Below are 19,503 nucleotides of genomic sequence, written 5' to 3'. Positions count from 1 at the left end.
GCCGCAACCGGCCCTCGCGGCATGGCGCGATGCTGCAAAAGGCGGCATGATATGCGTCACCTCGGCGTAACCTAAGCATCACTCCGGGAAGAACGACAAAAACTCGATATATTCGGCCCCGCTGATCCCCGACACCGCCATTCCAAGCCAGTCACACTTGAACGACGCGCCGCCCAACCGGTTCTTCCCCCGGCTCCTGCCCCGAATCCTGCCCCAGGCGACCGCCCAGCTTGACGTTGAAACGCGCGCCAAGCTGATGGCCATCGTGCACAAGAACTCGCCGACGGCAATCGTGGCCTCGGTGCTGCTGCCCGCGCTAACTGCCCTCGGATTCTGGGATGACGTGAGCCATGCTGCCTTGTTGGGCTGGTGCGTGGTGATGCTGTTGCTGACCGCCGGTGGTCTGTGGTTCTACTACGGCTACCAGCGCGACAGCGCCTCGATGAGCCGCTCCGCGCACACGCGCAAGTGGTGGAACAATATGCGCGCGGTTGCGTTCCTGACCGGCGTGACCTGGGGCAGCTCGGCGCTGCTGCATTTGTATACAGGCTCGGCGGTGTTCTCCAGCGTGCTGTACCTGCTGACACTGGGGGTGATCGCGGGCGGCGCGGTGTCGCAGGCGCCGGTGCCGTCCAACCTGGTCTACGCCGGGGTGCCGATCCTGGTGCCCAATATCCTGATGGCGGAGTTCGCCTTCCCTGGCCATGGCGCCTATGTACAGGGGCTGCTGGTGATCTACGCGCTGATGCTGTCGCGCCATGCCTTCAATCTGCAGGTCACGCTGGTGCGCGCGATCCAGCTCGAAGGCGACAGCCGCCGCCTGGCCAAGCAATTCCAGGAAGAGAAAGAGCGCGCACTGCATGCCAGCGAGGAAAAGTCGCGCTTCCTGGCAGCAGCCAGCCATGACCTGCGCCAGCCGGTGCATGCGCTGGTGATGCTGGTGGAGGCGCTGCGCGCGCGCAACCAGTCCTCGGCGCTGCATCCGCTGGTGGAGCAGGTGGCGGCCGGCACCCAGACCATCGACCTGCTGTTCCGCTCGCTGCTGGACCTGTCCAAGCTGGAAGGGCGCAAGGTGCTGCCTACGCTGGAGCCGTGCGAGCTGGGCGCGCTGATCCGCGACGTGATGAGCCAGTTTGCCGCCGACGCGCGCGAAAGCGGCCTGACGCTGACGCCGCGCGTGCCCGACGAGCTATATGCGATGGCCGAGCCGGTGCTGCTGCGCCGCGCGCTGTTCAACCTGGTGCAGAACGCGCTGCGCTACACCCAGCGTGGCGGCGTGCTGGTGAACGCGCGCCAGCGCCGCAAGCATGTGCGGCTGGAGGTGTGGGATACGGGTGCCGGCGTCACTCCCGAGCACTTGCCGGAAATTTTCTCGCCCTACTACCAGGTCAACAACCCGCAGCGCGACCCGTCACAAGGGCTGGGCCTGGGCCTGGCGATCTTCAAGGAGTGCGTGCGGCTGATGCGCGGCACCTATGGCGTGCGCTCGGTGCCGGGCAAGGGCTCGGTGTTCTGGTTCGCGCTGGCGCCGGTGCCGGCCGAGACCGTGGCCAGCGTGCGCGAGATGCGCGCCATGGCGCAGGCCGAGGAAGCCAAGCCCGATCGCCTGCAGGGCACGGTGCTGGTGGTCGACGACGACAGCCAGATCCGCAAAGCCTGGATTGCGCTGATGGAAGCGTGGGGCATCCGCGTGGCCTGCGCCGCGCACGGCGCCGAAGCCGACAAGCTGTTCGCGAAGGGCCTGCGCCCGGACATCATCTTCTGCGACCTGCGCCTGCCGGGCAGTGAAAACGGGCTGGACCTGCTGGAGCGCTGGCAGAACACGCAGCCGCAGGCGCGCAGCGCGCTGCTGACCGGCGACCTGAAGTCGGCCGCGCTGGCAGCGGCGGAAGAGGCGGGGTATTTCGTGTTGCCAAAGCCGGTGGACCCGGCTTCGCTGCGCATGCTGCTGCGGCGCTGGCTGCGCCCGGCGTAGGAGGAGAGGGCGAAAGCGCCGGCGATGCCGGCGCCGCTGATGCTTACTGCCGCAGGCGGAAGCGTTCCATCCGCGACATCACCTGCATGCGCGTGCGCACGCCCAGGCGCTGCAGGATGGCCGACACGTGTTCCTTGACCGTGTTCTCGGTCAGCCCCAGCCGGCGCGCGATCACCTTGTTCGGCAGTCCTTCCAGCACCAGCGCCAGCACCGAGCCCTGGCGCGGCGTCAGGCCGAGCTCAGCCGGCGTGACCGGAATGCCGTGCGCGGGCCCGAACGACTGCGCGTGCCCGTTCAGCGCTTCATCGGTAGGGAAGGAGGTGTCGCCCGCCAGCACCTTGCGCACCGCCGCGGTAAAGGCGTTGGCGTCCAGGTGCTTGCCGACGAAGCCGCAGGCCGACAGCGCGCGGGCGCGGCCCACGATCTCCGGCGTGGCCTCGGCGGACATGAAGATAAAGCGTGCGCCGGGGATCACGGTCTTGAACGACTGCATGGCATCGAAGCCGGTGCCGTCGTTCAGCCAGATATCCAGCAGCACGATGTCGGGGCGAAGCCCCTCTTGCAAGCTAGCCAGGGCTTCGCGGGCACTGCCGGCGGCGTGTACCGCCACATCCGGCATCACTTCGGCGAGGAACGCCGTAGTGCCTGACAAAGCCATGGGATGATCATCGACCACCAACAACGTCGGTGCAGCGTTCGACATGCGAATTCCCGTCTAATTTCCCGTTTCGTCCTTGTTGTCACCAGCTCTACGCGAGCACTGTGTCGTACTGCCATGCACAGGTTTGGCGCGTGGACGTAGGGCCCACTCTAGCAGAGGGGGCGAAGCGTCACAATCCATCAATCGGGGGTATACGGCGCCGCCACCACATGTTAGAGGCATCGCGTCCTTTCCGAATCTCGTGAATTAAGTACCTAATGGGTTAGCTTTACCGGAGTTTAGCGCCTTGCCTTGGTAGAATTGCGCGATGAAAAAAATTGTCATCTTGATTTCCGGGCGGGGCTCCAATATGGAAGCCATCGTCCGAGCCTGCGCGGGAGGTGGCTGGCCCGCCCGCGTGGCAGCGGTGCTGTCCAACCGGCCGGATGCCGCCGGGCTGCGGTTCGCACAGCAGCAAGGCATCGAAACCGGGGTCGTCGACCATCGCCAGTTCCCTGACCGCGCCGCCTTCGACGCGGCACTGGCCGAGGCCATCGACGCCTACGCGCCCGACCTGGTGGTGCTGGCGGGCTTCATGCGCATCCTGACCCCCGGCTTCGTCGACCGGTACGCGGGCCGGCTGTTCAATATCCATCCCTCGCTGCTGCCTTGCTTCCCCGGGCTGAACACTCACAAGCAGGCGCTGGACGCCGGCGTCAAGCTGCACGGCGCCACCGTGCATTTCGTCACGCCCGAACTGGACCACGGCCCGATTGTGATCCAGGCCGCGCTGGACGTGCGGCCGACGGATACGCCCGAGAGCCTGGCGGAGCGCCTGCTCGAATGCGAGCATGTGATCTATCCGCGCGCCGTGCAATGGTTTGTCGAGGACCGCCTGCAACTGCAGGACGGCGTAGTCAACGTTATCAACCCGGCCGAGCCGCAATTGCTGATGGCCATCTCCGCCAATACCCGGGCGGAAGGAGTCAAGGCATGAGTCGCAACGAGGCAGGAAACCGACCCGCAGGAACCCGACCCGCTCGCAGCGAGGGCCGCGCGCCCGTGCGCAGCAAGGGCAAGGGCAGTCCCATCCGCAAGCCGGCCAACGCCGGCCGGGACGGCGCGCCGCGCGTGCACGGCGGGCTGCATGCCACCCATATCCAGCATATCGACCGGCTGCTCGGCAAGGTGATGCTGTTCGCCCGCCCGGCCGATGCCGTGGTGAGCTACTACTTCCGCGAGAACAGCAAGCTCGGCCACCGCGAGCGCGGCATCATCGCCGAGGCGATCTACGCCGTGCTGCGGCGGCGCGTGGAGTTTGCGCAGTTTGCCGAAAGCGGCACGGGCGCGACCTCGCGCCGGCTGGCGCTGCTGGGCCTGGCCGCGACGCTGGGGCGCGACGTGCTGTCGCCGTTCCTGCATCCCGAAGAGGCCGAATGGCTGGACCGGCTGACCACGATCGAGCGCTCGAGCCTGGCGCCGCGCGTACGTGCCAACCTGCCAGAATGGCTGTACGACGAACTGGTGCGCCAGCATGGCGAGACCTTCACCGCGGCGCTGGGCGATGCCTGGCTGCGCCCGGCCCCGCTGGACCTGCGCGTCAACCTGGCCAAGACCAGCCGTGAGGCGGCGCTGGCCGAGCTGCAGGCCGCCGGCCTGGGCGCCGAGTCCACGCCGATGGCGCCGGCCGGCATCCGCATGACCGGCAAGCCGGCGCTGAACCAGTTGCCGATCTTCGTCAACGGCCTGGTCGAAGTGCAGGACGAGGGCAGCCAGCTGCTGTGCAACCTGGTGGCACCCAAGCGCGGCGAGATGGTGGTCGACTTCTGCGCGGGCGCGGGCGGCAAGACGCTGGCGCTGGGCGCGGCGATGCGCTCGACCGGCCGGCTCTATGCCTTCGACGTATCGGAGAAGCGCCTGGCCAACCTCAAGCCGCGGCTGGCGCGCAGCGGACTGTCCAACGTCCATCCGGTGCTGATCGACTCCGAGCGCGACGCCAAGATCAAGCGCCTGGCCGGCAAGGCCGACCGGGTGCTGGTGGACGCGCCGTGCAGCGGGCTGGGCACGCTGCGGCGCAACCCTGACCTGAAGTGGCGCCAGTCGCCAGAATCGGTGCTGGAGCTGACCGCCAAGCAGAGTGCGATCCTGGATTCGGCCGCGCGCCTGGTCAAGGGCGGCGGCCGCGTGGTCTACGCCACCTGCAGCGTGCTGGAAGCCGAAAACGAAGCGATCGTGCGCGATTTCCTTGCCGCGCACCCCAACTTCCGCCTCGTGCCAGCCAGCGAAGTGCTCGCCGAACAGAAGATCGAAGTCCCCGGATTGTCGGCAGATAGCGCCATGTTCGCGCTCTTTCCACACCTGCACCAGACCGACGGCTTCTTCGCCGCAGTGCTGGAACGCACCAGCTGAAGCGCGCCGCCGGCCGCCCACTGGTTTGCGGGCGGCCGGCCTGCGCCAACCCCTGAATTCTCCATGAACGGCGAAACCCTGTCCGGCCTGGGCGGCGGCCTGAAAGCCTCCCATTCGACGTTCGGCAAGATGCTGGACGACCTGATCCGCGACGCAGGCGGCCCGGGCTTCTTCTGGCAGCTGCTGGTCCTGGCTGGCTGCCTGCTAGTGGCCTGGCCGCTGGCGCGCTATGTCGTGCGGCGGCTCGAAGCCCGCTACGAAAGCTCCAGCTTCTCGGTGCGCTTTGCCGCCGCCAGCCTGGAGCGGGCTATGTTCCCGCTGGCCGGCTGGGTGCTGGTGATGATCGCCCGCTTCGCGCTGGAGTCGCTGATCCCGATCAGCGTGCTGCGCCTCGCGCTGGTGCCGCTGTTCGGCATCACCGCCCTGAACTTCACCTTCTATATCCTGCGCCGGGTCATGTCCGGCAGCGGCCAGTTGCACGGCATGCTGCTGCTGGTGGAAAAGGTGCTGACCACGCTGGTGTGGGTCGGCATGGCGCTTTACGTGCTGGGCGTGCTGTCGGACGTGGTCGGGTGGATGGAGGCCGTGCGCTTCTCGATCGGCGGCAAGCAGAAGATCAGCCTGGCCGACACGCTGATGGCGGCGGTGTGGATCCTGCTGACGGTGCTGGTGGCGATGTGGTTTGGCTCGTGGCTGGAAGAGCGGCTGATGCGCTCGAACAACCTGGACGTCAACCTGAAGGTGGTGCTGACGCGCATCTCCAAGGCGCTGCTGCTGCTGGTGTCGCTGCTGCTGAGCCTGTCGCTGGTGGGCATCGACCTGACTGTCCTGTCGGTGTTCGGAGGCGCGCTCGGTGTCGGCCTGGGCCTGGGTTTGCAGAAGATCGCCAGCAACTACATCTCCGGCTTCATCATCCTGCTGGACCGCTCGGTCAAGCTGGGTGACCAGATCACGGTGGACAAGTACACCGGCATCGTGTCGCAGATCCGCACCCGCTACACCGTGGTACGCAACGGCGACGGCGAGACACTGGTGCCGAACGAGCAACTGGTGGCCCAGTCGGTGCAGAACCATTCGTTCTCGAACACCAATGTGCGCGTGGCGACACGCGTGCAGGCCGACTACAACGCCGACCCGGAAACCGTGATCGCGCTGCTGACCGCCTGCGTGCGCGACCTGCCGCGCGTGCTGCGCGACCCGGAGCCGGCCGCCTTCCTGGTGATGTTCGCCGACAGCGGCATCGAGTATGAGGTTGCGGTCTTTATCGCCGACCCGCAGAGCGGCAAGCTGGGGGTGCAATCGGCAATGAACCGCGCCATCTGGCGCACGCTGCGCGACCACGGTATCTCGATCCCGTATCCGCAGCGCGAGGTGAGGGTGCTGGGCGACACGCCGCTACCCGGCATGACCGCTGCGGCACGGCCAGCCGAACTGCCTGAAGCTGCAAATGCACCTTAGGCGTCACTAGCGCCCGATCGACCTTGGGTGGGCGCCGCATGCGCCACCCCAAGGAACGAAAAGCGTTGCGCCCCGTCCAAATCCGGGTAACAGCGTATGCATGCAACTTCGACGATCCGGTAGAATGCCGGGTTGTCGCGGGTTGCGCGCATCCCGCTCCCCACATCAGACACAGCCGCCAGATTGCAGCGGCTCGTACCTTGTCCCGCCAGCCACGGCCGGCGCCAGACTCGTGTGCCAGGGAGCCCGGAGCGACTTCGGGTCCCGCGGCACGCGCCAGACAGCTATCGCAATCAATAGATTCGCAGCTATTTTTTTCTGCGCGTTGTGTGCACCGGCCATCCGCCGGCCTGCACGGGAAAGTCCCTGTTTAATCGACGGAGAACAGTTTGTTCGACACTATTCTTGACTGGGCCGCCAATGGCCTTGCCAACTGGACCTGGTGGGAGATCGTCATCTACACGCTCGTGATGACGCATATCACGATCGCCGGCGTCACCATCTTCCTGCACCGCTGCATGGCGCACCGGTCGCTGGATCTGCACCCCATTGCCCAACACTTCTTCCGGTTCTGGCTGTGGCTGACCACTGGCATGGTCACGCGCGAGTGGACCGCGATCCACCGCAAGCACCACGCCAAGTGCGAAACGGAAGACGATCCGCACAGCCCGCAGACCCGTGGCATCCGCAAGGTGCTGCTGGAAGGCGCCGAGCTGTATCGCGCCGAAGCCAAGAACAAGGAAACCGTCGCCAAGTTCAGCCATGGCTGCCCCAACGACTGGATCGAGCGCAACGTGTACTCGCGCTTCACCTGGCAGGGCGTGGGCCTGCTGCTGATCATCGACCTGGCGCTGTTCGGCGTGATCGGCATGTCGGTTTGGGCGGTGCAGATGCTGTGGATCCCGATCCATGCCGCCGGCATCATCAATGGCCTGGGCCACTGGTGGGGTTATCGCAACTACGATTGCGAAGATGCGTCGACCAACGTGTCGCCGTGGGGCCTGATCATCGGCGGCGAAGAGCTGCACAACAACCACCACACCTACCCGACTTCGGCCAAGTTCTCGATCAAGTGGTATGAGTTCGACGTGGGCTGGGGCTATATCCGAGCGATGCAGGCGGTCGGCCTGGCCAAGGTCAAGAAGACTCCGCCGAAGGCGCGCCTGGTGGAAGCCCGCCCGGTCGACCACAACACGCTGGAAGCCATCATCGCCAACCGCTATGACGTGATGGCGCGCTACGCCAAGGCCGTCAAGGGCGCGTTCCGCCAGGAACTGGACAAGCTCAAGGAAGGCGGCGTGGCCGAGTACCGCAGCTTCAAGCCCGCCAGCAAGTGGTTTCACCGCGAGGAAACCAAGCTGGCCGCGACCCAGCGCGAGCAGCTCGCCAGCATCGTCGAACAGAACAAGGCGCTGCAGACCTTCGTGGAAATGCGCCGCGAACTGGCCGCCATCTGGGGCCGTTCCAACCTGACGCGTGAGCAGCTGCTGCAGCAGCTGCAGGCCTGGTGCCATCGCGCCGAGGCCAGTGGCATCCAGGCGCTGCACGATTTCTCGCTGCGCCTGCGCCGCTACGCCTGATACAATTCGGCCGCGCCGTATGGTTTGACAAAGCCCCGCCCATGGCGGGGCTTTTGTTTTAGATAAACTCCCCCATGTTCTGGCCGGCCGCACCCTTGTTGGCGGAGGTCTAGAGGAGTACCGGAGATGACCCCACAATCGATCAAGACCGTCGAGTTCGAGAAACCGAACCTGGCGAATGCCGAAAACGCCACTGGCGAAAGCTGCGTGGCCCACGCTTGGGCCAAGGTGCCGCCGGTGCTGACGCCCGACGAGCGCCAGGAACTGAAGGCGCGTATCCGCCGCCTGCTGAAGGAACGCAACGCGGTGCTGGTGGCGCACTATTACGTCGACGCCGACCTGCAGGACCTGGCCGAGGAAACCGGCGGCTGCGTCTCCGATTCCCTGGAAATGGCGCGCTTCGGCCGCGACCACGAGGCCAAGACCCTGGTGGTGGCCGGTGTGCGCTTCATGGGCGAGACTGCCAAGATCCTCAGCCCCGAAAAGACCGTGCTGATGCCGGACCTGGACGCGACCTGCTCGCTCGATTTGGGCTGCCCGGCCGATGAGTTCGCCGCGTTCTGCGATGCGCACCCGGACCGCACCGTGGTGGTTTACGCCAACACCAGCGCCGCCGTGAAGGCGCGCGCGGACTGGATGGTGACCTCCAGCATCGGCCTGAAGATCGTCGAGCACCTGCACGCGCAGGGCAAGAAGATCCTGTGGGCCCCGGACAAGCACCTGGGCAGCTATATCCAGAAGCAGACCGGCGCCGACATGCTGCTGTGGCAGGGCTCGTGCCTGGTGCATGACGAGTTCAAGGGCATCGAGCTGGACCTGCTGCGTCGTGAATTCCCCAACGCCAAGATCCTGGTGCACCCGGAATCGCCGGAAAACGTGGTGGCGCAGGCCGACGTGGTCGGCTCGACCTCGCAGTTGATCGAGGCCGCGCAGAAGCTAGACGCGACCGAATTCATCGTCGCTACCGACAACGGCATCCTGCACAAGATGCGCATGGCCGCGCCCGGCAAGCACTTCATCGAAGCACCGACCGCCGGCAACAGCGCGACCTGCAAGAGCTGCGCGCACTGCCCGTGGATGGCGATGAACGCGCTGACCAACCTGGCCGAGGTGCTGGAAACCGGCCGCAACGAGATCCATGTCGACCCGGCAATCGGCGCCAAGGCGGTGACCTGTATCAACCGAATGCTCGACTTCGCCGCCGCGCAGAAGCGCAACGTGCGTCCGTCGTCTGACCTGGCCAAGGAACAGGCCCTGTTCCAGGGGATCGGCCCGGCATGAGCGTGAATCCGATTTTCGACAGCTACGGCCAGGCGCTGCAGGCAGCGCTGCAAGCCAATGTGCAGGCAGCCATCGACGAGGACGTCGGCAGCGGCGACCTGACCGGCCTGCTGGTTCCCGCCGGCAAGGCCGCCCGCGCGCGCGTGATCGTGCGTGAATCGGCGGTGCTGTGCGGCCAGCCGTGGTTCGATGCCTGCATGCGCGCGGTTGATCCGGCGCTGGAAGTGCGCTGGCTGCAGCAGGAAGGCGCACGCATGGCGCCAGACTCGGTGGTGTGCGAGATCAACGGCCCGGCGCGCTCGCTGCTGACAGCCGAGCGCCCGTCGCTCAATTTCCTGCAACTGCTGTCCGGCGTGGCCACCGCCACGCGCCGCTATGCCGACCTGATCGCCGGCACCCGCGCGCGCGTGCTGGACACGCGCAAGACGCTCCCCGGCCTGCGCCTGGCGCAGAAGTACGCCGTGCGCATCGGCGGCGGCGAGAACCAGCGCCTGGCGCTGTACGACGGCATCCTGATCAAGGAGAACCATATCGCCGCGGCCGGCAGCATCACCGCCGCGATGCAGGCGGCGCTGGCGCTCGATACCGATGCGCCGGTGCAGATCGAGGTGGAATCGCTGGTCGAACTGGACGAGGCGCTGGCGGCCGGTGCGAAGTCGGTGCTGATCGACAACTTCACCGTGCCTATGATGCAAGACGCGGTCAAACTCAACCAGGGCAGGGCGCTGCTCGAAGTGTCGGGAGGCGTCAATGCCGACACCATCCGCACCTTTGCCGAGACCGGCGTGGACCGCATCTCGGTCGGCGCGCTGACCAAGGACGTGCGCGCGACGGACTATTCGTTGCGGATCATCGGCTGAACGGCCAGTCACCTGGCAAAGAAAAACGGGGTGGGGCCATCAGGCACCACCCCGTTTTTTCTTGCTGTCTGCCAGGCGTTACCGCTTGCGTACGGCCAGCGGCTGCATCACCGTCGGCAGCGCCTTGGGCAGCGACTCTGGATAGTCCCGGCTGAAATGCAGGCCGCGGCTTTCATGGCGCGAATAGGCGCTGTCCACGATGAGTGACGCCACTTCGACCAGGTTGCGCAGCTCCAGCAGGTCGCTGGTGACGCGGAAGTTGGCGTAATACTCGGCGATCTCCTCGCGCAGCAGGCCGATGCGGTGCTGGGCGCGCTCCAGCCGCTTGCTGGTGCGCACGATGCCGACGTAGTTCCACATCATGCGGCGCAGCTCGTCCCAGTTGTGCGACACCACCACTTCCTCGTCGGCATCGGAGACGCGGCTCTCATCCCACGCGGGCAGCGTGATATCGGGCCGGCCGGCCTTGTCCTTGGAGGCGATGTCGGCCGCGGCGGCGCGCCCGATCACCATGCATTCCAGCAGCGAGTTGGAGGCGAGACGGTTGGCGCCGTGCAGGCCGGTGCAGGCGGTCTCGCCCACGGCGTACAGGTTGCCGATATCAGTGCGGCCCGCGGTGTCGGTGACCACGCCGCCACAGGTGTAATGCGCGGCCGGCACCACGGGAATCGGCTCGCGCGTGATGTCGATGCCCAGTTCCAGGCAGCGTGCGTGGATGGTCGGGAAGTGGTCCTTCAGGAAGGCCTCGGGCTGGTGCGTGATATCCAGGTAGACGCAGTCGAGGCCGCGCTTCTTCATCTCGAAGTCGATCGCACGCGCCACCACGTCGCGCGGCGCCAGTTCGGCGCGCGAATCGTGCTCGGGCATGAAGCGCGTGCCGTCGGGCAGCTTGAGCAGGCCGCCTTCTCCGCGCACCGCCTCGGAGATCAGGAAGGACTTGGCATAAGGATGGTACAGGCAGGTCGGGTGGAACTGGATGAACTCCATGTTCGACACCCGGCAGCCGGCGCGCCACGCCATGGCGATGCCGTCGCCGGTCGCCGTGTCCGGATTGGTGGTGTACAGGTAGACCTTGCCCGCGCCGCCCGCGGCCAGCACGGTATGCGTGGCGGTGATCGTGTGCACCGCGCCGGTCCTGTCATCCAGCACATACAGACCGTAGCAGCGGTTGCCCGGCAGCCCCAGCTTGCGCGAAGTGATCACGTCGATCGCGAAGTGGTCTTCCAGGAAGGTGATGTTCGGGTGCCGGGTCGCCTGCTCCAGCAGAGTGCTGACCACGGCGTGGCCGGTGGCATCCGCGGCGTGGATGATGCGCCGGCGGCTGTGGCCGCCTTCGCGCGTCAGGTGGAAGCCCAGTTCGGCCTGTTCGTCGCGCGTGAACGGCACGCCGCGGTCGATCAGCCACTGGATCGCCTCGCGCCCGTGCTCCACGATAAAGCGCGTTGCCTCTTCGTCGCACAGGCCTGCGCCGGCAACGAGCGTGTCCTGCGTGTGCTCGTCATGGCTGTCGCCGGAATCCAGCACGGCGGCAATGCCGCCCTGCGCCCAATCGCTGGCGCCCTGGGTCATGGCGCGCTTGCTGAGGATGACCACCCGGTGGGTGTCGGCCAGTTGCAGCGCGACCGTAAGGCCGGCCAGACCGCTGCCGACGATGGCGACGTCGAAATTCATGGTGCGGAGGGCGCTGGGGGCGCCAGGCAAAAAGGAGGAAACGGGAAAGTCTACACCTGAAGCGCCTTCCCACGCATCAGCGCGCTGCGTGGCGGTGGGCGCTTATCGCCCTGCGGGCGGCGCGTGCCGCACGGCGCGCAGGCAACAAAAAGCCCCGCAACATGGCGGGGCTTTCTGGCGGGATCCCAGATCAATTACTTGATCTTGGTTTCCTTGTAAGCGACGTGCTTGCGGGCGACGGGATCGAACTTCATGATCTCCATCTTTTCCGGCATGGTGCGCTTGTTCTTGGTGGTCGTGTAGAAATGACCCGTGCCTGCGGTCGATTCCAGCTTGATCTTGTCGCGTCCGCCTTTGCTTGCCATGATGTGCTCCTAATTAGACTTCGCCACGTGCGCGCAGGTCGGCGAGCACGGAGTCGATGCCTTTCTTGTCGATCAGGCGCAGGCCGGCGTTCGAGACGCGCAGGCTCACCCAGCGGTTTTCGGATTCAACGAAGAAACGACGATTCTGCAGGTTGGGCAGAAAACGGCGCTTGGTCTTGTTGTTTGCGTGGGAAACGTTGTTGCCGACCATCGGCGCTTTCCCGGTCACTTGACAGACGCGTGCCATGAAGCACTCCTAAATCTTCTATTCGTGGACAATGTTCGCAACAGATCAACAAAAGGCGCGCGGGCCCGGACTGCAGCGGTTGAGACTTCAGCAAAACGGGCATTATAGACCGGATTCCCCCACCGAATCAATGCCATCTGTGCTTTTGCCTCATCAGGTGTTGCGCCGTGCCGTGTGCATCACAAGCCCGGCAGCCGCTCGCAGCATTGGGCCAGCGAGCGGATTTCCTGCCCGGCGACGATGAAATGGTCGAGCAGCCGTACGTCGATGAGGTCCAGCGTGCGCGCCAGCTCGTGGGTCAGGCGGACGTCGCTCTGGCTGGGGGCGGCGGTGCCGGAAGGGTGGTTGTGGGCCACGATCACGCCGGCGGCATTATGCACCAGCGCCTGGCGCGCCACCTCGCGCGGATAGACGGCTGTGCGCGTCAGCGTGCCGCGAAACAGCTCCTCGCTGGCGATCATGCGGTTCCGCGGGTCCAGGAACAGGCACAGGAAGACTTCGTGCGGCAGGGACGCCAGCGTCCCCGCCAGCGCCCGCGTCTCTGCCGCGAACAGGGCGGTCAGGGAGCCAAAGCGGTGCATCAGCTCGCGTGCGAGGTCCACGGCACTCTTGCCGGCCGCGCCCACGCGCAGGAAGACGGCCAGCAGCTCGGCATCGGAAAGGGCGGCGGCGCCGCATTCAAGCAGTTTCTCGCGCGGTCGCTCGCAGGCGGCCAGTTGGCAATGGTCATGGGCAATCCCGGTGGATTCCCGCCGTAAAAAGTGTTGCACGGTACGGAAGGGCCGGGAAACTGTTCGGAACGAGTCCGGAAACTGTCTGGAAAGGGTCCGGCCGGGCCCAAGGCGGCGGTCGATGGGCCAGTCGAATACAATACGGGTTGTTGGTGCGACACGCACACTCGTGTCCGTCCGCGTCACGTTAGACGCATCGCCCCTGGGAGAGTACTCCCACCTGCTAGTGAAACGAAGCCCACCATAGCTTACGCCGCTAGCGCCTGCTCACTTTTCAGAGTTGTCTGAGAAGCGTTGCTTGCAGTACTGGCCTACCAGCCAGTGCCCGCCCAAAGGCGCGAACCACGCCTTCGGGCGTGGCTCTGTCTGCTCTTCCGAGAGCGGACAGTGGTTTCACATGCCGAAGTTTGGCACCAAGTTTGAACGCGGCCACGTCGGCCGCCAAACGCCAAGTGGGCGAATGTCATCTGCCCACAAGGCGGAGCATTTGCATTTCCGGTCCAGTTTGGACCGGCAGGTAGGGTTCGGGCGGAGCGAAAGCTCTGCGCGCTATGGCATAACCACGGGCTTTCTGTTGTAAAGCCGGTGCCATGATTTGATGGTATTTTGAGAAGGTTTGAGCCGTATGCGGGGAAACCCGCGCGTACGGTTCTTAGGGGGGAGTGGGCCAGCGATGGCCTGCTCCTACCCTACACCGGTTGATCACCCATGAATTTGCAAACTTTCGCGTCGGAAGCCGACGGCGGCACGGCTGGCCGCAAGACTGTCCAGGCCGACTCATTCCTGACCCTGCACTACAGCATCGCGCTCGAGAACGGCACCGAGATCGTCAGCACGTTCGAGGACAAGCCCGCCACGTTGCTGCTCGGCCAGGGACAGCTCGCGCCTACGCTGGAGCAGGCGCTGCTGGGCATGCCCGAGGGCGAGCGCATGACCTACCGGCTGGCGCCGGAGCAGGCCTTCGGGCCGCGCAACCCGGACCTGCTGCAGTGGGTGTCGCTGGCCACGCTGCGCGAGAACAGTTCCTTTGAAGAGGACTACAACGCAGGCGATCTGGTCGAATTCAACGCGCCCGGCGGCGGCAAGTACGCAGGCGTGCTGAAGGAATTCGGCGACACCGCGGCGCTGTTCGACTTCAACCACCCGCTGGCCGGGCAGACCATCCTGTTCGACGTGCAGCTGATCGGCGTGCTTTGATTGCGACCCACGTGTGCCGAACCTGTCCTGATACCGCAGCATGCCTGACCTGACCACCGCCCCCGACGCAGAAGTCCTGATGGCCCAGCCGCGCGGCTTCTGCGCCGGCGTCGACCGCGCCATCGAGATCGTCGAGCGGGCGCTCGAGCGCTTCGGCGCGCCGATCTACGTGCGCCACGAAATCGTCCACAACGCCTATGTGGTGGCCGATCTGCGCCGCAAGGGCGCGGTGTTCGTGCGCGAACTCGACGAGGTGCCCGCCGGCGCCACCGTCATCTTCAGCGCCCACGGCGTGTCGCGCGAAGTTCGCCAGGACGCCGCCGCGCGCGGGCTGCACGTGTTCGATGCCACCTGTCCGCTGGTGACCAAGGTGCATGTCGAAGTCGGCAAGATGCGCGCCGAGGGCTGCGAGATCGTGATGATCGGCCATCGCGGCCACCCGGAGGTGGAAGGCACCATGGGCCAGGCCAATGGCGGCATGGTGCTGGTGGAGTCGGTGGCGGACGTCGCCACGCTGCAGGTCGCCGATCCGGAGCGGCTGGCGTTCGTGACCCAGACCACGCTGTCGGTGGACGAGACCCGCGAGATCGTGGCCGCGCTCAAGGCCCGCTTCCCGCAGATCCGCGAGCCAAAGAAGCAGGACATCTGCTATGCCACGCAGAACCGCCAGGACGCAGTCAAGTTCATGGCGCCGCAGGTCGAGGTGGTGATCGTGGTAGGCAGCCCCAACAGCTCCAACTCCAACCGCCTGCGCGAACTGGCCGAGCGCCTGGGCGTGCCGGCCTACATGGTGGACGCGGCCGAGCAGGTTCGTCCCGAATGGATCGCCGGCAAGCGCCGCATCGGCCTGACCGCCGGCGCCTCGGCGCCGGAGGCGCTGGCCCAGTCCATCGTCGAGCGCCTGCGCGCACTCGGCGCGCGCCAGGTGCGCCCGCTGGAAGGCATCCAGGAGAACATGGCGTTCCCGCTGCCGCGCGGCCTGCTGCCCACCAGCGCCGCTGCCTGAGCGGACGCGGGCCGCCCGCCCGTCAATTTCCTGCCTTGCCTCCAAAGGGCGCCGCACAATGCGGCGCCCTTTGTCTTTGCGCGTGCCGATTGTAATGTCACGCATAATGCACGCAGTTGGTGCGACCAATCCGTGGGTGTTCCCCTAATCAGACAAATCAGGGTAATCCCCGTAACTGGGGTTTTCCCTATTATGGTGCGGCGCTACATTCTGCACATTAGAGATCGGTGCAGCCGAATTGAAATGAAACGCCTAATTAATTAAGCGTCATTATAGGTGGCGGCCTCGGTGCTTAATCCCGCCTCCGGGCGGCGCAGGCACGATTCTTGTAAGTATGTGAGGCGGCCCCGGCATGTGGGCGGGAATTGCCCCAATTTGTGCATTGGGGAAATTCCCTAGCTCATTTGACGGGTAAATCGTTCATGTTGTTGCGTCGCGTATTGCATCTGGAAAGAAAGGGGATACAATGCGCGCGTTTCAAATTGAAACTAAACAAAGGCGGTCCAGGGAAACGTCCGGGAGGCGTTGCAATCCCTGTTTTTGTGAATCCTAGGAGATCACTCATGCAAATCACGTTTGCCAAGATTCTGCCGATCGCGGCCGCAGTGGCGCTCGTAGCAGCTTGCGGCAAGAAAGAAGAGAAGCCGGCAGATGCGGCTTCGGCGCCGGCGGCAGCCGCTCCCGCAGCGGGCGACGTCGTCGTCAAGATCGGCCACGCGGCCCCGCTGACCGGCGGCATCGCGCACCTTGGCAAGGACAACGAAAACGGCGCCCGCCTGGCCGTGGAAGAAGTCAACAAGACCGGCCTGGAAATCGGTGGCAAGAAGATCAAGCTGGAACTGGTCGGCGAAGACGATGCCGCCGATCCGAAGACCGGCACTTCCGTGGCGCAGAAGCTGGTGGACGCCAAGGTCGTGGCCGTGGTCGGCCACCTGAACTCGGGCACGTCGATCCCGGCCTCCAAGATCTATAGCGATGCCGGCATCGTGCAGATCTCGCCGTCGTCCACCAACCCGGACTACACCAAGCAGGGCTTCAAGACCACCTACCGCGTGGTGGCCACCGACGCCCAGCAGGGCCCGGCGCTGGCCAACTATGCCAGCAAGACCCTCCATGCCAAGAGCGTGGCGATCGTTGACGACGCCACCGCCTACGGCAAGGGCCTGGCTGACGAGTTTGAGAAGACCGCCAAGGCGTCCGGCGTGAGCGTGGTGGCGCGCGAGGCCACCAACGACAAGGCCACCGACTTCAAGGCCATTCTCACCAAGATCAAGGGCAAGAAGCCTGACGTGATCATGTACGGCGGCATGGATGCCACCGGCGGCCCGTTCGCCAAGCAAGCCAAGGAACTCGGCATCGGCGCCAAGATCGTTGGCGGCGACGGCGTCTGTACCGACAAGGTGGCCGAGCTGGCGGGCGATGCCGTGACCAACATCATCTGCTCCGAGGCCGGCCTGGCCCTGTCGAAGATGGAGCAGGGCGCGGACTTCTCCAAGCGCTACCAGGCTCGCTTCAACGCGCCGGTGCAGATCTATGCGCCGTTCACGTATGACGCGGTGATGGTCATCGTCGATGCCATGAAGCGCGCCAACTCGACCGAACCGGCTGCCATCCTGGCCGAAATGCCCAAGACCAACTACAAGGGTGTGATCGGCAACATCGCCTTCGACGAGAAGGGCGACATGAAGGAAGGCACCATCACGCTGTACGAGTACAAGGACAAGAAGAAGTCCGTCCTCGACGTCGTGAAGATGTAATCTGGGCTTACCGGCCCATCCGAACGGCACCGTGAGTATTTTGCGGTGCCGTTCTTTTTAGCCTCGCCTAATGTAGAAGCATCCTTACCATGGATGGAGCATGGCGAAGCCGCTTACCAGCAACCCAACCTCAGCTACGTTACCCATCACACACTATGGTCCCCCCGGCATCCACACCATGCCGTAAGGTCCGGGACTTGAAGCAGGAGTTTTCATGGATATCTTTATCCAGCAGATCGTGAACGGTCTGGTGCTCGGCAGCATCTATGCGCTGATCGCACTGGGCTACACCATGGTCTACGGCATTCTGGGGATCATCAACTTCGCCCACGGCGATGTCCTGATGATCGGCGCGCTGACCGCCCTGTCAGCGATTCTTGGTCTGCAGAAGTTCGCCCCCGGCCTGCCTGAATGGCTGACGCTGGTGATCGCCACGCTGATCGCCATGCCGGTCTGCGCGATCCTGTCCTATGCCATCGAGCGGATCGCCTACCGGCCCTTGCGCAATGCGCCACGGCTGGCCCCGCTGATCACAGCGATCGGTGTCTCCATCATCCTGCAGACGATGGGCATGCTGATCTGGTCGCGCAACCCGCTGACCTTCCCGCAGCTGCTGCCGTCCGAGCCGATCGATATCGGCACGACCGGCGCCACCATCACCGGCAAGGAAATGGTCATCATCGGCATGGCCGTGATGGTGATGTCCGGCCTGCTGGCCCTGGTCAACCGCACCAAGCTCGGCCGCGCCATGCGCGCCACCGCCGAGAACCAGAAGGTGGCCGGCCTGATGGGCGTGAACCCGAACTTCGTCATTTCCGCCACCTTCATGATCGGCGCCACGCTGGCGGCGCTGGCCGGCGTGATGATGGCCACCAACTACGGCAATGCCCACTTCTACATGGGCTTCATCCCCGGCCTGAAGGCGTTTACCGCCGCGGTGCTGGGCGGCATCGGCAACCTGGCGGGCGCCATGGTCGGCGGCATGCTGCTGGGCCTGATCGAAGCGCTCGGCGCCGGCTATATCGGCGACCTGACCAACGGCGTCTTCGGTTCGAACTACCAGGACGTCTTTGCCTTTATCGTGCTGATCACCGTGCTCGTCTTCCGTCCGTCCGGCATCATGGGCGAACGCGTGGCGGAACGCGCCTGAGGAGAGCGAATCCATGAATACTCCGATTCCATCCACGGCAGCCGTTGCGGCGCCCACCAAGGTGCCGGCCAAGACCCTGGCCGCACTGATTGGCTTCCTGGTGATCGCCCTGTGCGCACCGTTCTTGGTCCAGACCCTGGGCGGCAACTACTGGGTCCGCGTGCTGGACTTTGCGCTGCTATACATCATGCTGGCGCTGGGCCTGAATATCGTGGTGGGCTTTGCCGGCCTGCTTGACCTGGGCTATATCGCGTTCTATGCGGTGGGCGCCTACCTGATGGCGCTGCTGGGCTCGCCCCACCTGGCGAACCAGTTCGAGTGGATCCAGCAACTGTTCCCCACCGGCATCCACCTGTCGATGTGGTTCGTATTGCCGATCGCGATCCTGGTAGCCGCCACCTTCGGCGTGCTGCTCGGGGCGCCAACGCTGAAGCTGCGCGGAGACTACCTCGCCATCGTGACGCTGGGCTTCGGCGAGATCGTCCGCATCTTCATGAACAACCTGGACCGCCCGCTCAACATCACCAACGGACCCAAGGGCATCACCGCGGTGGACCCGGTCCACATCTTCGGCTTCGACTTCTCGAAGACGCACGAGATCTTCGGGCTGAAGTTCTCGCCGGTGTTCATGTACTACTACCTGCTGGTGTTCCTGGTCATCGTGATCGTGATCGTGAGCCTGCGGCTGCAGACCTCGCGTATCGGCCGCGCCTTCGTGGCCATCCGCGAAGACGAGATCGCGGCCAAGGCGATGGGCGTCAACACCCGCAACATCAAGCTGCTGGCCTTTGCCATGGGCGCGTCGTTCGGCGGTGCCTCGGGCGCGGTGTTCGGGGCCTTCCAGGGCTTCGTGTCGCCGGAATCATTCACGCTGTGGGAATCGATCTACGTGCTGGCCATCGTGGTGCTCGGCGGCATGGGCCATATCCCGGGCGTGATCCTGGGTGGCGTCCTGCTGGTGGGCTTCCAGGAGCTGCTGCGCGTGGTCGCCGAGCCGATGCAGACCGGCCTGTTCGGCCACGTGATCGTCGATGCCGAAGTGCTGCGTCAGCTGCTGTTCGGCCTGGCCCTGGTTGGCGTCATGCTGTATCGCCCGGCGGGCATCTGGCCGTCGCCACGCAAGGAAGACCGCCCGGTGGTGCGCCGTGCGGGCAGCGTGGGCCGTTTCTGACCAGG

General features: G+C 65.2%; 16 protein-coding genes and 1 pseudogene. 12 read left to right on the top strand and 5 right to left on the bottom strand.

The annotated features are described in order from the left end of the window. The first annotated feature begins 256 nt into the window (after window positions 1–256). Window positions 257–1,975, top strand: coding sequence for a hybrid sensor histidine kinase/response regulator (locus ABNX08_RS17775; protein ID WP_349606333.1), 1,719 nt, complete (start codon window positions 257–259; stop codon window positions 1,973–1,975). 43 nt (window positions 1,976–2,018) lie between these two features. Here ABNX08_RS17775 and ABNX08_RS17770 read toward each other — a convergent pair whose 3' ends face one another. After that, window positions 2,019–2,678: a response regulator transcription factor gene (locus tag ABNX08_RS17770; RefSeq protein WP_022536467.1), complete on the bottom strand. Its 660-nt coding sequence runs from the start codon at window positions 2,676–2,678 to the stop codon at window positions 2,019–2,021. 265 nt (window positions 2,679–2,943) lie between these two features. Here ABNX08_RS17770 and purN point away from each other — a divergent pair, with 265 nt between their 5' ends. From purN to nadC, 6 genes are all read left to right on the top strand, one after another. Then, complete coding sequence (purN, locus tag ABNX08_RS17765) at window positions 2,944–3,612, top strand: phosphoribosylglycinamide formyltransferase (RefSeq protein ID WP_349606290.1); 669 nt, start codon at window positions 2,944–2,946, stop codon at window positions 3,610–3,612. Then, on the top strand, window positions 3,609–5,024 hold the full coding sequence (locus ABNX08_RS17760) for an RsmB/NOP family class I SAM-dependent RNA methyltransferase (RefSeq protein WP_022536465.1): 1,416 nt from the start codon (window positions 3,609–3,611) through the stop codon (window positions 5,022–5,024). The genes purN and ABNX08_RS17760 overlap by 4 nt, the downstream gene beginning before the upstream one ends. A 63-nt stretch (window positions 5,025–5,087) precedes the next feature. Then, window positions 5,088–6,482: a mechanosensitive ion channel domain-containing protein gene (locus tag ABNX08_RS17755; protein WP_349606289.1), complete on the top strand. Its 1,395-nt coding sequence runs from the start codon at window positions 5,088–5,090 to the stop codon at window positions 6,480–6,482. Window positions 6,483–6,871: 389 nt separating this feature from the next. Beyond that, window positions 6,872–8,062, top strand: coding sequence for an acyl-CoA desaturase (locus ABNX08_RS17750; protein ID WP_349606287.1), 1,191 nt, complete (start codon window positions 6,872–6,874; stop codon window positions 8,060–8,062). Between the two features lie 126 nt (window positions 8,063–8,188). After that, window positions 8,189–9,343: a quinolinate synthase NadA gene (gene nadA, locus ABNX08_RS17745; RefSeq protein WP_349606286.1), complete on the top strand. Its 1,155-nt coding sequence runs from the start codon at window positions 8,189–8,191 to the stop codon at window positions 9,341–9,343. After that, window positions 9,340–10,203, top strand: coding sequence for a carboxylating nicotinate-nucleotide diphosphorylase (nadC, locus tag ABNX08_RS17740; protein WP_349606285.1), 864 nt, complete (start codon window positions 9,340–9,342; stop codon window positions 10,201–10,203). The genes nadA and nadC overlap by 4 nt, the downstream gene beginning before the upstream one ends. Before the next feature lie 78 nt (window positions 10,204–10,281). Here nadC and nadB read toward each other — a convergent pair whose 3' ends face one another. The 4 genes and pseudogenes from nadB to ABNX08_RS17720 all read right to left on the bottom strand — a co-directional run bounded on the left by nadB (window position 10,282) and on the right by ABNX08_RS17720 (window position 13,216). Then, window positions 10,282–11,874 carry an L-aspartate oxidase gene (gene nadB, locus ABNX08_RS17735; RefSeq protein WP_022536460.1) on the bottom strand — a complete coding sequence of 531 codons (1,593 nt, stop codon included), beginning with the start codon at window positions 11,872–11,874 and terminating at the stop codon, window positions 10,282–10,284. 194 nt (window positions 11,875–12,068) lie between these two features. Then, a complete protein-coding gene (rpmG, locus tag ABNX08_RS17730; RefSeq protein ID WP_010814980.1) occupies window positions 12,069–12,239 on the bottom strand; it encodes a 50S ribosomal protein L33 in 171 nt (56 codons plus the stop codon). A gap of 13 nt (window positions 12,240–12,252) precedes the next feature. Continuing rightward, window positions 12,253–12,486 carry a 50S ribosomal protein L28 gene (gene rpmB, locus ABNX08_RS17725; RefSeq protein ID WP_006575661.1) on the bottom strand — a complete coding sequence of 78 codons (234 nt, stop codon included), beginning with the start codon at window positions 12,484–12,486 and terminating at the stop codon, window positions 12,253–12,255. Between the two features lie 179 nt (window positions 12,487–12,665). Next, a pseudogene (locus ABNX08_RS17720) lies at window positions 12,666–13,216 on the bottom strand (JAB domain-containing protein). 709 nt (window positions 13,217–13,925) lie between these two features. Between ABNX08_RS17720 and ABNX08_RS17715 the strand changes: the two are divergent. The 5 genes from ABNX08_RS17715 (at window position 13,926) to ABNX08_RS17695 (ending at window position 19,498) form a co-directional block, all read left to right on the top strand. Continuing rightward, on the top strand, window positions 13,926–14,414 hold the full coding sequence (locus ABNX08_RS17715) for a peptidylprolyl isomerase (protein WP_022536458.1): 489 nt from the start codon (window positions 13,926–13,928) through the stop codon (window positions 14,412–14,414). 40 nt (window positions 14,415–14,454) lie between these two features. After that, window positions 14,455–15,420, top strand: coding sequence for a 4-hydroxy-3-methylbut-2-enyl diphosphate reductase (gene ispH, locus ABNX08_RS17710; protein WP_022536457.1), 966 nt, complete (start codon window positions 14,455–14,457; stop codon window positions 15,418–15,420). A 563-nt stretch (window positions 15,421–15,983) separates the two neighbouring features. After that, window positions 15,984–17,177: a branched-chain amino acid ABC transporter substrate-binding protein gene (locus ABNX08_RS17705; protein WP_022536456.1), complete on the top strand. Its 1,194-nt coding sequence runs from the start codon at window positions 15,984–15,986 to the stop codon at window positions 17,175–17,177. A gap of 214 nt (window positions 17,178–17,391) precedes the next feature. Further along, on the top strand, window positions 17,392–18,327 hold the full coding sequence (locus tag ABNX08_RS17700) for a branched-chain amino acid ABC transporter permease (RefSeq protein WP_022536455.1): 936 nt from the start codon (window positions 17,392–17,394) through the stop codon (window positions 18,325–18,327). A 13-nt stretch (window positions 18,328–18,340) separates the two neighbouring features. After that, complete coding sequence (locus tag ABNX08_RS17695; protein WP_022536454.1) at window positions 18,341–19,498, top strand: ABC transporter ATP-binding protein; 1,158 nt, start codon at window positions 18,341–18,343, stop codon at window positions 19,496–19,498. Window positions 19,499–19,503 lie beyond the last annotated feature (5 nt).

This window comes from Cupriavidus sp. DF5525 (assembly GCF_040149425.2).
Lineage (GTDB): Bacteria > Pseudomonadota > Gammaproteobacteria > Burkholderiales > Burkholderiaceae > Cupriavidus > Cupriavidus pickettii_A.
This window is presented reverse-complemented; position numbering and strand designations above follow the sequence as displayed.

Bases quoted from the DNA above. Each gene is read 5' to 3' on its own strand.
- ABNX08_RS17775 (WP_349606333.1), top strand. From the start codon at position 257: ATGGCCATCGTGCACAAGAACTCGCCGACGGCAATCGTGGCCTCGGTG.
- ABNX08_RS17770 (WP_022536467.1), bottom strand. From the start codon at position 2,678: ATGTCGAACGCTGCACCGACGTTGTTGGTGGTCGATGATCATCCCATG.
- purN (WP_349606290.1), top strand. From the start codon at position 2,944: ATGAAAAAAATTGTCATCTTGATTTCCGGGCGGGGCTCCAATATGGAA.
- ABNX08_RS17760 (WP_022536465.1), top strand. From the start codon at position 3,609: ATGAGTCGCAACGAGGCAGGAAACCGACCCGCAGGAACCCGACCCGCT.
- ABNX08_RS17755 (WP_349606289.1), top strand. From the start codon at position 5,088: ATGAACGGCGAAACCCTGTCCGGCCTGGGCGGCGGCCTGAAAGCCTCC.
- nadA (WP_349606286.1), top strand. From the start codon at position 8,189: ATGACCCCACAATCGATCAAGACCGTCGAGTTCGAGAAACCGAACCTG.
- nadC (WP_349606285.1), top strand. From the start codon at position 9,340: ATGAGCGTGAATCCGATTTTCGACAGCTACGGCCAGGCGCTGCAGGCA.
- nadB (WP_022536460.1), bottom strand. From the start codon at position 11,874: ATGAATTTCGACGTCGCCATCGTCGGCAGCGGTCTGGCCGGCCTTACG.
- rpmG (WP_010814980.1), bottom strand. From the start codon at position 12,239: ATGGCAAGCAAAGGCGGACGCGACAAGATCAAGCTGGAATCGACCGCA.
- rpmB (WP_006575661.1), bottom strand. From the start codon at position 12,486: ATGGCACGCGTCTGTCAAGTGACCGGGAAAGCGCCGATGGTCGGCAAC.
- ABNX08_RS17715 (WP_022536458.1), top strand. From the start codon at position 13,926: ATGAATTTGCAAACTTTCGCGTCGGAAGCCGACGGCGGCACGGCTGGC.
- ispH (WP_022536457.1), top strand. From the start codon at position 14,455: ATGCCTGACCTGACCACCGCCCCCGACGCAGAAGTCCTGATGGCCCAG.
- ABNX08_RS17705 (WP_022536456.1), top strand. From the start codon at position 15,984: ATGCAAATCACGTTTGCCAAGATTCTGCCGATCGCGGCCGCAGTGGCG.
- ABNX08_RS17700 (WP_022536455.1), top strand. From the start codon at position 17,392: ATGGATATCTTTATCCAGCAGATCGTGAACGGTCTGGTGCTCGGCAGC.
- ABNX08_RS17695 (WP_022536454.1), top strand. From the start codon at position 18,341: ATGAATACTCCGATTCCATCCACGGCAGCCGTTGCGGCGCCCACCAAG.